This is a genomic window from Amycolatopsis japonica, from assembly GCF_000732925.1.
GTDB classification, from domain to species: Bacteria; Actinomycetota; Actinomycetes; order Mycobacteriales; family Pseudonocardiaceae; genus Amycolatopsis; species Amycolatopsis japonica.
Genome location: NZ_CP008953.1, coordinates 4,787,054 through 4,800,999, shown reverse-complemented (window position 1 = coordinate 4,800,999; position 13,946 = coordinate 4,787,054). Strand labels below are relative to the sequence as shown.

The following is a 13,946-nucleotide window of genomic DNA, read 5'->3' as shown; positions in this document are numbered from 1 at the left end:
GATGAGTCCCGCCGACTCACGCCAGGCACCGCGCTGGTGGAATTCCTGTAGCATGTGCGCGCCGATGGCAGAGCGGGCGTCAGGAACAGGATTGGGTAATTGTCGCTGTCTTCCACCTCTGTCCGAGCTGGCTGACCTGGCGCGTCTTGGGGTGGTACGAGCTTCAGGTCTCGGTCGACAGGGCTTCCGACGTTGCATGATCAGGGGTACGAGTGCCCGGATGACCAGTGGCTTCTCGTTGATCGATGTGCATCCTGAGAGTGCTGCCCGTTCACTGCGGACAGAGTGTTTACCGCTGAGCATCGCGGCGGAGCCTGCCCGGGGCACGAACTCCCGCAGTGACATCTTGCGTCTGGTTGCCATCCGCATCCACTGCGCAAATTGCCGCTCCTCCTCCGGAGGGCGGTCGCATGCCTCTGAAATAGGAGAACCTTCACTCGGTAGAGTTGAGTGAAGGTTCTCGCAACTGGTGAGATCTCATCTAAAGCGGTGTCCGAGGGGGGACTTGAACCCCCACGTCCGTTAAGGACACTAGCACCTCAAGCTAGCGCGTCTGCCATTCCGCCACTCGGACTTGCTGATGTGAGAAGAGTATACGTCGCCTGGGAGGCCTCAATCAGGGGGGTACGTATAGTCACGCAGACCTACATTGAGACCATGATCGGTTACCCTCCGGAAGCTCTCGTGGCGTCAGGGTGGCAAGTTCTCCCAGGTCGAAGGCTAAAAGTGCGTAGTGTGACCGGAGGCTACGGAGAGTGGGGAATCAAAGCCGGGCGCTGGGCGCTTACACGGGCGTGAAGAAGATTGGTTTCCTGTCCTTCGGCCACTGGTCACCGAGCGCGCACTCCGAGACGCGGTCCGCGGCCGACTTCCTGCATCAGTCGATCGACTTGGCGGTCGCGGCCGAGGAGCTCGGCGTGGACGGCGCGTACTTCCGGGTGCATCACTTCGCGCGGCAGGCGGGGAGTCCGTTCCCGTTGCTGTCGGCGATCGGGGCCCGGACGTCGAAGATCGAGATCGGTACCGGCGTGATCGACATGCGCTACGAGAACCCGATGTACATGGCCGAGGAGGCGGGCGCCGCCGACCTCATCTCCCGCGGCAGGCTCCAGCTCGGGGTCAGTCGGGGATCTCCGGAGCAGGTGATCGACGGCTGGCGGTACTTCGGGTACGGGCCGGCGGAGGGGCAGACCGCGGCCGACATGGCCCGGCAGCGCACCGAGGTCTTCCTGAAGCTGCTCGAGGGCGAGGGGTTCGCGCAGCCGAATCCGCGGCCGATGTTCGCCAATCCGCCGGGGTTGCTGCGGCTCGAGCCGTACTCGGAGGGGTTGCGCGAGCGGATCTGGTGGGGATCCAGCTCCAACGCGACCGCGGTGTGGGCGGCGGAGCAGGGCATGAACCTGCAGAGTTCCACGCTCAAGGACGATGAGACGGGGGAGCCGCTGCACGTCCAGCAGCGCAAGCAGATCGAGGCCTACCGCGAAGCCTGGAAGGAGGCCGGTCACTCGCGTGAGCCGCGGGTGTCGGTCAGCCGCAGCATCTTCGCGTTGACGAACGACCTGGACCGGGCGTATTTCGGGCGTGACCGGGACTCGCGGGATCAGGTCGGCATGATCGACGAGACGACCAGGGCGATCTTCGGCCGGTCGTACGCCGCCGAGCCGGACGAGCTGGTGCGGGCGCTCAAGGAGGACGAGGCGATCGAAGCCGCGGACACCCTGCTTCTCACCATCCCGAACCAGCTCGGCGTCGAGTACAACGCGCACGTGCTGGAGAGCATCCTCACCCACGTGGCGCCGGAGCTCGGCTGGCGCTGAGAATGCGCGGTTCGGCGGATGGGCCGGGGCGTTCCGCTCGTTACGATCGGGACATCCCCGGCCATCGGAGGGTCCCGTGCGACTGCCCCGATCCCTGTCCTGCCTGGTCCTGGCCCTCGGCCTGGCCCTGCCGTCGACCGCGCAAGCGAGCGCTCCCGCCCCACTCGGCGGCGGGAGCGTGTTGCAGAGCAGCGCCGCGACGCGGTGCACAGCTGGGTTCGCCGCCGTCTCGGGAAAGACCGGCTACCTGATCGCGAGTTCGGCTTGCGGCAAGCCCGGTGACACGATCCGCAGCGCCGGCCGGGTGGTCGGGGTGGTCGTGGGCGCCCAGACCCCGCCGACTGGCGCGATCGTCATCCGGGTGACCAACACGACCGACTGGCGGCTGGTGGGCTCGATTCCGCCCACCCAGCCCCGCGTGACGATCACCGGGTCGGTCGAGGCCCCGGTCGGCGCGTCGGTGTGCAGGTACGGCGCGACCACGGGCTGGCACTGCGGCACCATTCAGGCGAAGAACGTGTCGATCAGCTTCCCGGAGGGAACGCTGACCGGTTTGACCCGGACTTCCGTCTGCGCCGAGCCGGGGGACAACGGCGGACCGTTCGTCAGCGGGACACAGGCGCAGGGCGTGCTGATCGGTGGCAGCGGCAACTGCTCGAGCGGCGGCTCCACCTACTTCGTCCCGATCAACCGGATCCTGTCGGCCTACGGGCTGACGATCCTCGCCGGACCTTAGAACGGCAGCGTCCTCGGATACGGGGGAGGCGAATGCCGCGCGAACGCCGGCGTGGTCGTCACCCGGGCTTCCCGCACGATGTCGAAGATCGTCTGGTGTTCCGGGGCGAGCGTGCCTGCTTCGGCGTTGAGCGTCGCCGGGCGGGTCGACGGCCAATCTCCACTGTCCAGCCGCCGTTCCAGCGTGCGCAGGGCGGTGATCTCCTCGGACGCGGTGAACACACAGTGACCTGCGCGGTTCACGAACAGCTGACGGAGTTCGTCGCCCGGCCCCACTCGGTCGGCGTAGGCGCGTTCGTGCGCCGCGGGTGCGGTGCCGTCCGCGACGGTGTGCATGGTCAGCACCGGGACCGGCGTGCGACCCAGCGGCAGCCCGAAGCGGGCCAGATAGGCGGACGCGGCCGGATCCGGAGTGATCCGGGGCGCCTTCGCCAGCCGGTCGAGATCGGCGCCGAGGTCGAGCCCCGCCTCCGCGTAGGCGCGTTCCACCAGAGTCCGTTCGCCGGACTTCGCCAGGATCCGCCGGTAGTCGACGCCCACGTTCCAGCTCGGGTTGCCGCCGGCCCGTTGTTCCAGCGCGACCCGGTCGATCCCGAACGCTCCCGCGCGGTAGAAGCGATCCCAGACGCCCTGCCAGAAAACCTGATCCGCGACGTCCTGCGGGCGGGGCTGCGTGGCGTCCAGCCAGCCTGGGATCTCGGCCAGCGCGTTCGCCAGCGCGAGCCGCGCCCTGCCTCCCGGATTCGCGGTGGCGGCCTGCGCCACGTCGACGAATCTGCCCACGTTGGCCGCGGGATCGGTGATCCGCACCAGCTGCAGCCGTGCGTCGAGCAGCGTGTTCAGCGCGTACCCGACATCGAGCGACGAATTCCAGTGCGCGGCCCCGCCGGCGAGGGTGCCGCAGAAGGTCATCAGGCCGTCGAACCGGCGCGGGTTCCGCTCGATGAGCAGGGTCGCGGTGATCGCGCCCACCGATTCGCCCGCCGCGATGGTGCGTCGCGGCGGGCCGATCGTGTGGGTGAACCAGTCGTGCAACCGGGTCTGGTCGGTCAGCGCCTCCTCGATCGACCAGCCACGCACGGTCCGATACTGGGACGCGGCCAAGGCGTATCCCTGCGCCAGCAGGAAAGACTCGGTCGCGGGCTGTGACGTCAGCGCGATCCGATCGGGTTCCGGATACGCCACGGAGTACATCCCGTGGCTCCACAGCACGAGCGTGCCGTTCCAGTTTTCCGGCACCAGCACCAGATAGCGTGCGCCTTCGAGGTCGCCCTCGTACCTGGCGACCGGGCAGTCGGCCGAGGCACGGGGAACCATCAGCCCCAGAAAGATCGTGAGCAGGGCCAGGAAGACAAGTCCACGTCGTGCCACGACGACCACCCCCGCGGCTCATCTTTCGCCGCGCGGACCGCGGTGTCGACGGCCGCTCGGCCTAACTGAAGATGACCGAGCGGAAGAGAAGTCTGTCCGAGCCCCGGCCGCCGTTCGGGCGAAGCGAGAAGTAGGAGTCGCTCGAGCAGTCGTCGTCCAGGAACACCACGGCGGTCGAGTCGGTGTCGTTCCGCGGACGGAACGCGTCGACGTCCCAGTCGGCTATTTCGGGTATTTCGATGCATTCGCCGTCGTCCGGATCCACCAGGGTGCCGACCTGGATTTCTTCGTCTTCGTCGTAGTAGCGGTAGGTGAATTCGCCGTCGGCCGCGGAGGCCACCGCCGGAATCGTGAAGCACAGGGCGACGGCGCTGACAAGGGAAAGGAAAGCGGTTCGTGTACGCATGGTTCGACGTTAGGACGGTGATCAACATCTCCGGTAGGTCCCGCGGCGAGGTCCACCCGAGGGTGTGGACCTCGCCCGGACGGTGATCGATAGTGAGGGCATGTACACCGGCAACCCCGACGTCCCCGACGACGTGTTCGCGGACGTTCTCAGCCAGATCAGCGATTTCGTGCGCACCCGGGTGATGCCCCGTGAGCTGGAGATCATGAACACGGACGCCATTCCGGCGGATCTGCGGGCGCAGGCCGCGGAGATGGGACTGTTCGGGTACGCGATCCCCCAGGAGTGGGGCGGGCTCGGCCTCGACCTGGTGCAGGACGTCGAGGTCGCGATGGCGCTGGGGTACACGTCGCTGGCGCTGCGGTCGATGTTCGGCACGAACAACGGGATCGCCGGGCAGGTGCTGGTCGGTTTCGGCACCCGGGAACAACAGGCCCGGTGGCTGCCGGGGATCGCGTCAGGTGAGGTCGTCGCGTCGTTCGCGTTGACCGAGCCGGGCGCGGGGTCGAATCCGGCCGGGTTGCGGACCAGTGCGAAGCCGGACGGTGACGGCTGGGTGATCGACGGCGGGAAGCAGTTCATCACCAACGCCACCGAGGCCGGCCTGTTCGTGGTGTTCGCGCGGACGGACACCGGGATCGCGGTGTTCCTCGTGCCCGCCGACGCGCCGGGCATCACGGTCGGGGCGAAGGACGCCAAGATGGGGCAAGAGGGTTCGCGGACCGCGGACGTGACGTTCTCGCAGGTTCGCGTCGGGCCCGAGGCGCTGGTCGGCGGAGACGGCGAAGTCGGCTACAAGGCGGCGATGACGTCGTTGGCGCGCGGCCGGATCCACATGGCGGGCCTCGCGGTCGGGACGGCGCAGCGGGCGTTGGACGAGTCGGTCGCGTATGCCGCGTCGGCCACCCAGGGCGGTACGCCGATCGGGGATTTCCAGCTGGTGCAAGCGATGCTGGCCGATCAGCAGACCGGTGTGCTCGCCGGTCGCGCGCTCGCCCGTGAGGCCGCGCGGGCGTATGTGACGGGGGAGGACCGGCGGATCGCGCCGTCGGCGGCGAAACTGTTCTGCACCGAGATGGCGGGCAAGGCCGCAGATCTCGCGGTGCAGGTCCACGGCGGGAGCGGCTACATGCGCGAGGTCGCGGTCGAGCGGATCTACCGGGACGTCCGGTTGATGCGGCTGTACGAGGGCACGAGCGAAATCCAGCGGTTGATCATCGGCGGTGGGCTGGTGCGGGCCGAGAAGAAGAAAGCATGACGCGGCCACTCGACGGGGTCACCGTCGTCGCCGTCGAACAGGCCGTAGCCGCGCCGCTGGCCACCCGCAACCTCGCCGACCTCGGCGCGCGGGTGATCAAGGTCGAACGTGTCGACGGCGGGGATTTCGCCCGCGCGTACGACCACGCCGTGCACGGCAGCGGCGCGCATTTCGTCTGGCTCAACCGGGGCAAGGAATCGCTCGCCGTCGACCTCAAGACCGGCGAGGGCCGTGACGTCGTCCGGCGGCTGGTCGCGAAGGCCGACGTGTTCGTGCAGAACCTCGCGCCCGGCGCGGCGGAGCGGCTCGGTTTCGGTGATCTGCGGGCGGATCACCCCGAGCTGGTCGTGGTGAACCTGTCCGGGTTCGGCGCGGGCGGGCCGATGGAGCGGCGCAAGGCCTACGACATGCTGGTCCAGGCCGAGGCCGGGCTCATCGCGATCACCGGCACCCCGGACGCGCCGGCGAAGACCGGCATCCCGACCGCCGACATCGCCTCGGGCATGTACTGCGCGCAGGCGGTGCTGGCGGCGTTGCTGCGCCGCTGGCGCACCGGTGAAGGCGCGACGATCGAGGTCTCGATGCTGGAAGCCACCGTCGAATGGATGGGATACGCGCTCAACACCCGGATGTACGCCGGCACCGAGCCCGAGCGAATGGGACTGAGCCACAGTTCGATCGCGCCGTACGACGCCTTCCCCACGCGCGACGGTCAGATGCTCATCGGCGTCCAGAACGACTCGGGTTGGCGCACGCTCGTCACCGACGTCCTCGACGCGCCCGAACTCGCCGACGACCCGCGTTTCACCACCAACGTCCAGCGGGTCGCCCACCGCGCGGAATGCGACGCCGCTGTCGCCGCGAAGACCTCGCTGTGGTCCAACAGCGAACTCGACGACCGGCTCGCGGCGGCCGGGGTGCCCGCCGCCCAACTCAAGGATGTCGGCCAGGTCGCCGACCATCCTCAGCTCCGGGCGCGCGATCGCTGGCGCAAGGTCGGCACCGAATTCGCCCGGATCGACGCGCTGCTGCCGCCGGTGACGTTCGACGATTTCGAGGCGTGCATGGGTGACGTCCCGGCGTTGGGCGAGCACACGCACGCGTTGCTCGTCGAGTCCGGAGTGGACGCCGACGATTATCTTCGCCGTGGCATCGCCCGCTGAATTGCGGGAGCGACTGGAGGAACTCCAGGTTTACGATCAAGATCATGCGATTCGCCATCAAGACTTCGCCGCAGGACACCGTTTGGTCCGACATGCTCGCCGTCTGGCAGGCCGCCGACGAGATCGAACTCTTCGAATCGGGCTGGACCTTCGATCACTTCTATCCCATTTTCTCGGATTCGACCGGCCCCTGCCTGGAAGGGTGGGTGACGCTCACCGCGCTCGCGCAGGCCACGAAACGGCTCCGGGTGGGCACGCTGGTCAGCGGGATCCACTACCGTCACCCCGCGCTGCTCGCGAACATGGCCGCGACACTGGACATCGTTTCCGGCGGACGGCTGGAGTTCGGCGTCGGCGCGGGCTGGAACGAAGAGGAATCCGGCGCGTACGGCATGGAGCTGGGCACCATCAAGGAGCGCAGTGACCGCTTCGAGGAGGCCTGCGAGGTCCTCGTCGGCCTGCTGACCCAGGAGACCACCAGCTTCCAGGGCGAGCACTACCAGCTGACCGACGCCCGCTGTGAACCCAAGGGCGTGCAGAAGCCGCATCCGCCGATCTGCATCGGTGGCAGCGGCGAGAAGCGGACCCTGCGTACGACCGCGAAGTACGCCCAGCACTGGAACTTCGTCGGCGGCACGCCGGAGGAGTTCGCGCACAAGCGAGAGGTGCTGCACCGGCACTGCGCGGACATCGGCCGGGATCCGAAGGAGATCACCCTGTCCTCGCACGTCCGCCTCGGCGCGGACGGTGACTACGCGAAGGTGGCCGCGGAGGCCGAAGCACTCGGTGAAGTGGGGCTCGACCTGGCGATCATCTACTTGCCGCCGCCGCACACCCCCGCCGTGCTGGAGCCGCTCGCGAAGGCGCTCGAACCGCTGCGCTGAGGTCTCGAAGGCCGGCCGGGGAGCGACGGCCCGTTGCGGAACCGGCCGGTCTCGCTATACGGTGACAGAACTAGAACAGGTTACAGTTCTGCACGGTGGGCGACCGAGGAGCGGACATGGCGAACAGGGCTGCGCGCGGCGACGAGGCCGACTACGTGGTCGTCGGATCGGGCAGCTCGGGCGCCGCGATCGCGGGCAGGCTGGCGGAGGCCGGGGCCAGCGTGATCCTGCTCGAAGCGGGTAAGACGGACGAGAAGATGCTCGTCAAGAAGCCGGGTCTGGTCGGCCCGATGCACGCGGTGCCCCAGCTCAAGAAGCCGTTCGACTGGGGCTACTACTCGGTGCCGCAGAAACACGTTCTCGATCGCCGGATGCCGGTGCCGCGCGGCAAGGTGGTCGGCGGCTCCAGCTCCATCAACGGGATGGTCTACGTGCGCGGCAACCGCGCCAACTTCGACTCCTGGGCCGCCGAGGGCAACAAGGGCTGGGACGCCGACAGCGTCAACGCCGCGTACAAGCGGATGGAGGACTTCGAGGACGGCGAGAACGACTTCCGCGGTGCGGGCGGGCCGATCCGGGTCACCCGCAACAAGACCCCGCAGGAGGGCACGCTCCAGTTCCTCCAGGCGACCGCCGACGCGATCGGCTGCGACATCCTCGACGACTACAACGCCGAGTCCCAAGAGGGTGTCAGCCGGATGCAGCAGAACGCCGCCGACGGCCTGCGCTACAGCGCCTCGCGCGGTTACATCCACCATCTCGCGCCCGCCACGCTGCAGGTCCAGTCCGGCGTGCTGGCGAAGAAGGTGGTCATCGAGAACGGCCGCGCCGTCGGTGTCGAGGTCGTCGACGCGAACGGCGGGCAGCGCATCCTGCGCGCGGGCAAGGAGGTCATCCTCTCGGCGGGCTTCGTCGGATCCGCGCAGTTGCTGATGCTGTCCGGGATCGGGCACGCCGAGCACCTGAAGGAACACGGCATCGACGTCGTCGCGGATCTGCCGGTCGGGGACAACCTGCACGACCACATGTTCCACGCGCTGACCTTCCGCGCGTCGTCGAGCAAGAACAGGGGCACGCCGCCGTACTTCGCGCGTGGCCTCGTCAGCGAACTGATGCGGCCCGGGACGACGTTCCTGGCGAACTCGGTCTTCGAGGCGGTCGCCTTCCTCAAGACCTCCCAGGCCGCCGAGGTGCCCGACCTCCAGCTGCATCTCCTGCCGTGGGCGTACGTGACGCCGAATCAGGACGCGCCCATCCGCCACGACGTCGACAAACGGCCCGCGCTCACCGTGCTCACGACGCTGATCTACCCGAGGAGCCGCGGCACACTGCGTCTCGCTTCGGCCGATCCCACGGCGGCGCCGCTCATCGACCCGCAGTACCTGTCCGATCCGGGCGATCTCGAGGTGCTCGGTGAGGGCTCGGAGATGGTCCGCGAGATCTTCGCATCGAAGGCGTTCAACGGCTCGATCAAGGAGGAGCTGCACCCGGGCAAAGCGCTGCAGGGTCAGGAACTGCGCGACGCGATCCTGAACCGCGCGACCTCGGTCTACCACGGTGTCGGCACCTGCCGGATGGGCGTGGACGAGCTCGCGGTCGTGAGTCCCGACCTCAGGGTCCGCGGGGTCGAGGGCCTGCGGGTCTGCGACGCCTCGATCATGCCGTCGATCACCGGTGGCAACACCAACGCGCCCGCCATCATGATCGGCGAGATGGGCGCGCAGCTCGTCCTTTCGGACAACTGACGGAAAGAGGGCCATGACCGTCACACCGCTCGCGCTCACCCGTCCGGCGTCGGTGACCGACGCGTTCCTCCAACGGCTCGTCGCCCGCGTGCCGGGCTCGTCCGGCGTGACCTGGAAACTCACCGAGGTCTACACCGGCGAGGTGCTCGTCGAGCTACCCCAGTCGACGCCCGCCGACATCGAGCAGGCGTTCACCACGGCCCGCGCCGCGCAGGAGAAGTGGGCCGCCACCCCGCTCAAGCGGCGGCTGGAGGTGTTCAAACGCGCGCACACGCTCTTCGTCGACAACGCGCCGGCCGTCACCGACCTCATCCAGGTCGAGAGCGGCAAGAACCGCCGGATGGCCATCGAGGAGACCTGCGATCCGGCGATGGTGATGAGCCATTACCTCACGCGGGCCGCCAAACTGCTGGCGCCGGCGAAACGCGGGGGACCGGTCCCGTTCCTGACGACGTCCACCGAGATCCGGCAGCCCAAGGGCGTGGTCGGGATCATCGCGCCGTGGAACTTCCCGTTCGCCACGGGCATTTCCGACGCCGTCCCGGCGCTGATGGCCGGGAACGCGGTGGTGCTGAAGCCAGACAACAAGACCGCGCTGTCCCCGCTCTACGGCGTCGAGCTGCTGGAGCAGGCCGGGCTGCCGAAGGGGCTGTTCCAGGTGGTGTGCGGCGAGGGCCCCGACGTCGGCCCCACGCTCATCGGCCAGGCGAACTACGTGATGTTCACCGGTTCCACCGCCACCGGCCGGGTGATCGGCGAACAGGCGGGCCGCAACCTCATCGGCTGCTGCCTCGAACTCGGCGGCAAGAACCCGATGATCGTGCTCGAAGACGCCGATCCGGACGAGACCGTGCAGGGCGCGATCTTCGGCGCTTTCGGCAACACCGGGCAGATCTGCATGCACATCGAGCGGATCTACCTGCCGGAGTCCCGCTACGAGGAGTTCAAGAACGCGTACGTGGCCAAGACCAAGGCCCTCGACGTCCGCGCCGCGTACGACTTCGGGCCGGACATGGGTTCGCTCGTCTCCGTCGACCACATGAGCCGGGTCAAATCCCACGTCGACGACGCCGTCGCCAAAGGCGCGACCGTCCTTTGTGGAGGGAAACCGCGGCCCGACCTCGGCCCGGCGTTCTTCGAGCCGACGATCCTCGAAGGCGTCACGAAGGACATGCTCTGCGGCGTCACCGAAACCTTCGGACCCGTTGTGGCACTGCACAAGTACCGCACGGTCGACGAAGCCGTCGCGCTCGCCAACGACACCGAGTACGGCCTCAACGCCTCCGTCTGGGGCGGTGACGTCGGCGCCGCGCGTGCCGTGGCCGCGCGGATCGAGTCCGGCAACGTCAACATCAACGACATCCTGGCCACCGCGTACGCCTCGAAGGGGACGCCGTCCGGCGGGGTCAAGAACTCCGGCGTCGGCGCCCGCCACGGGGACCAGGGCCTGCTCAAGTACACCGACGTCAAGAACGTCGCGGTGCTCAAGAAGCAGGTCATGGGTCCCCGCGGCGGCCAGACCTACGAGAAGTACGTCGAAGGGATGCTGTCCGGCCTGAAACTCATGCGGCGCTTGCGTATCCGCTAGACCTCGTCGGTGTGCTGAGGCGCGGCCAGCACACAGGCGATGCTCAGCACGCACATCCCGATCAGCAGACCGATCGCCGGCCAGACACTGCCGGTCGCCTGGAACAGCAGCGTCGACACCAACGGCGAGAGGCCGCCGAACAGCGCGCCCGCGAGCTGATAGGACAGCGAGATGCTGGTGTAGCGCGCCCGCGGCCAGAACATCTGCGAGAGGATGGCGGCGATCGGGCTGTAGGTCGCCGTCATCGCCAGGCGCATCGCGACGAACGCCGCGATGATCAGCACCGCGTTCTTGGTCGAGAGCACCAGGAACTGCGGCGCCGCGAGCACGGCGACCCCGACCAGGCCGATGACGACCACCCGCACCCGGCCGAAGCGATCGCCGAGCCAGGCCGCGCCGAAACTGACGACCAGTTCGACGAAGGCGGCGATGGTGAGCGCGTTGAGCACCAGCGATTCGGAGACGCCGACGGCCGGATCGGTCGCGTACGCCGTCGCGAAGGTGGTGACGAGGTAGTAGCCGCCGACCGCGACGGGCAGCACGCAGATGCCCAGCAGGATCGGCTTCCAGTTCGTCCGCACCGCGTACAGGATGGGCACGCCGGTTTCTTCGACGGTTTCCTCGAAGACCGGTGACTCTTCGACCTTCAGCCGCACGATGAGGCCGACGCCGATGAGCAGCACGGACGCGAAGAAGGGGATCCGCCAGCCCCAGGTGGCGAGCCATTCCGTGCCACCGGTGCTCAGGAGACTGAACAGGCCGGTGGCCAGCAGCGCGCCGGCGGGGTTGCCAGCCTGCGCGAACGCGCCGTAGAAGGTCTTCTTGCCCGGTGGCGCGTGTTCGACGGCCATGAGCACGGCGCCGCCCCACTCGCCGCCGACGGCGAGGCCCTGGACGAACCTGAGGACCACGAGCAGGATCGGCGCCCAGGTGCCGATCTGGCCGTAGCCGGGGAGACAGCCGACCAGGAACGTCGCCGCGCCCATCATGGTCAGCGTGATCACGAGCGCGGTCTTGCGGCCGACCCGGTCGCCGACGTGCCCGAACACGATGCCGCCGAGCGGCCGCGCGAAGAACCCGACGGCGTACGTCGCGAAGGCCGCCGCGACACCGGTCAGCCGGTCGCCGGTGGCGGGGAAGAACACGGTGCCGAAGACGAGGCTCGCGGCCGTGGCGTAGATGTAGAAGTCGTACCACTCGATCGTGGTGCCGACGAAGGCCGCGAGCCCGGCCCGGCGGGCACGGCGGAGTGACTGTGTGTCGGTTCGGACGGTCATCGGGCCACCTCGCCGTCGATCCAGGTTTCCAGCACGCCGATGCCCGCGATCCGGCTCGGGTCGCAGGTCAGGGGATTCTCGTCCAGCAGCACGAAATCCGCGCGTTTGCCGGGGGTGATCGAGCCGAGGTCGCGTTCCCGGCCGAGCACCCGGGCGCCGGCGATCGTATGCGCGGCGACGGCCGACCGGACGTCGATCAGCAGGTCGTCGCCGCCCAGCCGGTGGCCGCGGCGGGTCGTCCTGGTCACCGCGGTCTGGATGGCTTCGAGCGGATTCGGTTCCGCGACCGGGGCGTCCGAGCTCAGCGTGACCGGCACGCCCGCGGCCTGGAACTCGCCGAGCGGGTTGAACCGCTCGCCGGGGGTCCCGACGGCGTCGGTGACGCCTTCGCCCCAGTTGTAGTAGTGCTGCGGCTGGTTGACCGGATGGACGCCGAGCGCGGCCATCCGCTCGATCTGCTCCGGGGACGGCAGCCCGCAGTGCTCGATGCGGTGCCGCGCGTCCGGCCGGGGATTACGTTGCTGCGCGTCGTCGATGGCGTCGAGCACCATGGCGATCGCGTCGGGGGACTGGGCGTGGGTCGCGGTCTGGAGCCCGGCTTCGTGGGCCTTGCCGATGAGCGCGGCGTAGTCCTTCGGGTCGTGATAGAGCTGCCCAGTACGGCAGGGATCACCGACGTAGCCGTCCGGGAAGTACGCGGTCCAGCCGCCGAGCGTGCCGTCGGCGTAGAACTTGATCCCCGCGAAAGCGAGGCGGGTGGTGCCGAAAGCGCCGTGCAGTCCCATTTCCAGGGCCTGGTCGAGCAGATGGGAAAGCAAGTACATGTGGACGCGTGTCTTGAGCCGCCCGGCCTCGTCCAGCCGCAGGTACATGTCGAACTCGCGGCGCGTGACCTGGGCGTCGCCGATCGCGGTCACCCCGGCGGCGAGGAACTTCTCCTGCGCCGCGGCCAGCTGCCGCGCGTGCTCCTCCGGCTCGTCCTCGAGGTGGAAGTTCGGCCCGTGCCGTCCGACCTTCACCCCGGCGACCCCGGTCAGGATGTTGCACGCGGCGTCCGAGAGCTCCCCGGTGAGTTCGCCGTGCTCGTCACGGAAGAACACCCCGCCGTCGGGATCCGGGGTGTCCCGGGTGACGCCGTTGCGCCGCAACGTGAAGCTGTTCACCACGCCGCCGTGCCCGCTGGCGTTCATGAGGTAGACCTCGCGATCGCCGGCGACCGCGTCGAGTTCTTCCTTGCGGGGATGGCGTTTCTCGGCGAGGTTGCGGTGTTCGTAGCCGTAACCGCGGACGGGCCTGCCCGCCGGGGTGTTCTCGGCCGCCTCGCGCAGCAGGGCGACGATGGCGGGGATGGTCGACGCGCGCTCGGGACCGCAGTCGACCCAGGTCATCATCTGCCCGTACATCAAGGGATGCGCGTGCGGATCGACGAATCCCGGCAGGAGCGTGCCCGGCAGCCGCCCCACCTCCGGATCGGGGCGGCCGAGGCCCGCCGCGCGGGCACGGCATTCGTCCACCGAACCGACCGCGGCGATCTCCTCGCCGAACACGAGTACCGCTTCGGCGCCTTCGGTGGCGTCGTCGACGGTCACCAGCTCATCGGGAAGCAGGATCGTCGCTCGCGCGTCGAGGACTGAACGATCGAGGGGCAACAGGCGCATCGGGCGGACTCCTGGGGTTTTCGACGGTGAAGTGGGGCGAAGGT

11 protein-coding genes and 1 tRNA gene are annotated in these 13,946 nt (G+C 68.6%); 7 read left to right on the top strand and 5 right to left on the bottom strand.

From position 1 onward, the window contains the following. Nucleotides 1-490: 490 nt before the first annotated feature. Nucleotides 491-574 (bottom strand) — tRNA-Leu (locus tag AJAP_RS22200). Between the two features lie 220 nt (nucleotides 575-794). Here AJAP_RS22200 and AJAP_RS22195 point away from each other — a divergent pair. Both AJAP_RS22195 and AJAP_RS22190 read left to right on the top strand, forming a co-directional pair. Continuing rightward, nucleotides 795-1,817 carry an LLM class flavin-dependent oxidoreductase gene (locus AJAP_RS22195; protein ID WP_037336569.1) on the top strand — a complete coding sequence of 341 codons (1,023 nt, stop codon included), beginning with the start codon at nucleotides 795-797 and terminating at the stop codon, nucleotides 1,815-1,817. Nucleotides 1,818-1,893: 76 nt separating this feature from the next. Further along, complete coding sequence (locus AJAP_RS22190) at nucleotides 1,894-2,553, top strand: S1 family peptidase (RefSeq protein WP_038514920.1); 660 nt, start codon at nucleotides 1,894-1,896, stop codon at nucleotides 2,551-2,553. Here AJAP_RS22190 and AJAP_RS22185 read toward each other — a convergent pair. Then, the gene (locus AJAP_RS22185) at nucleotides 2,550-3,923 is read right to left on the bottom strand and encodes a DUF6351 family protein (protein ID WP_148311547.1); all 1,374 of its coding nucleotides are present in this window, start codon (nucleotides 3,921-3,923) and stop codon (nucleotides 2,550-2,552) included. The genes AJAP_RS22190 and AJAP_RS22185 overlap by 4 nt on opposite strands. Before the next feature lie 61 nt (nucleotides 3,924-3,984). Next, a complete protein-coding gene (locus AJAP_RS22180) occupies nucleotides 3,985-4,329 on the bottom strand; it encodes a hypothetical protein (RefSeq protein WP_038514918.1) in 345 nt (114 codons plus the stop codon). A gap of 100 nt (nucleotides 4,330-4,429) precedes the next feature. Here AJAP_RS22180 and AJAP_RS22175 point away from each other — a divergent pair, with 100 nt between their 5' ends. The 5 genes from AJAP_RS22175 to AJAP_RS22155 all read left to right on the top strand — a co-directional run bounded on the left by AJAP_RS22175 (nucleotide 4,430) and on the right by AJAP_RS22155 (nucleotide 10,967). Further along, complete coding sequence (locus AJAP_RS22175) at nucleotides 4,430-5,587, top strand: acyl-CoA dehydrogenase family protein (protein WP_038514915.1); 1,158 nt, start codon at nucleotides 4,430-4,432, stop codon at nucleotides 5,585-5,587. Next, complete coding sequence (locus AJAP_RS22170; RefSeq protein WP_038514914.1) at nucleotides 5,584-6,750, top strand: CaiB/BaiF CoA transferase family protein; 1,167 nt, start codon at nucleotides 5,584-5,586, stop codon at nucleotides 6,748-6,750. The genes AJAP_RS22175 and AJAP_RS22170 overlap by 4 nt, the downstream gene beginning before the upstream one ends. 44 nt (nucleotides 6,751-6,794) lie before the next feature. Further along, a complete protein-coding gene (locus AJAP_RS22165; RefSeq protein WP_038514911.1) occupies nucleotides 6,795-7,634 on the top strand; it encodes an LLM class F420-dependent oxidoreductase in 840 nt (279 codons plus the stop codon). A 116-nt stretch (nucleotides 7,635-7,750) separates the two neighbouring features. Beyond that, nucleotides 7,751-9,379 carry a GMC family oxidoreductase gene (locus tag AJAP_RS22160; RefSeq protein ID WP_038514909.1) on the top strand — a complete coding sequence of 543 codons (1,629 nt, stop codon included), beginning with the start codon at nucleotides 7,751-7,753 and terminating at the stop codon, nucleotides 9,377-9,379. Nucleotides 9,380-9,392: 13 nt separating this feature from the next. Further along, nucleotides 9,393-10,967 carry a succinic semialdehyde dehydrogenase gene (locus AJAP_RS22155; protein ID WP_038514906.1) on the top strand — a complete coding sequence of 525 codons (1,575 nt, stop codon included), beginning with the start codon at nucleotides 9,393-9,395 and terminating at the stop codon, nucleotides 10,965-10,967. Here AJAP_RS22155 and AJAP_RS22150 read toward each other — a convergent pair. Together AJAP_RS22150 and AJAP_RS22145 are read right to left on the bottom strand one after the other, a co-directional pair. Then, nucleotides 10,964-12,244, bottom strand: coding sequence for an MFS transporter (locus tag AJAP_RS22150; protein WP_038514903.1), 1,281 nt, complete (start codon nucleotides 12,242-12,244; stop codon nucleotides 10,964-10,966). The two genes, AJAP_RS22155 and AJAP_RS22150, sit on opposite strands and share 4 nt — an antisense overlap. Beyond that, on the bottom strand, nucleotides 12,241-13,902 hold the full coding sequence (locus AJAP_RS22145) for an amidohydrolase (RefSeq protein ID WP_038514901.1): 1,662 nt from the start codon (nucleotides 13,900-13,902) through the stop codon (nucleotides 12,241-12,243). The genes AJAP_RS22150 and AJAP_RS22145 overlap by 4 nt, the downstream gene beginning before the upstream one ends. Nucleotides 13,903-13,946 lie beyond the last annotated feature (44 nt).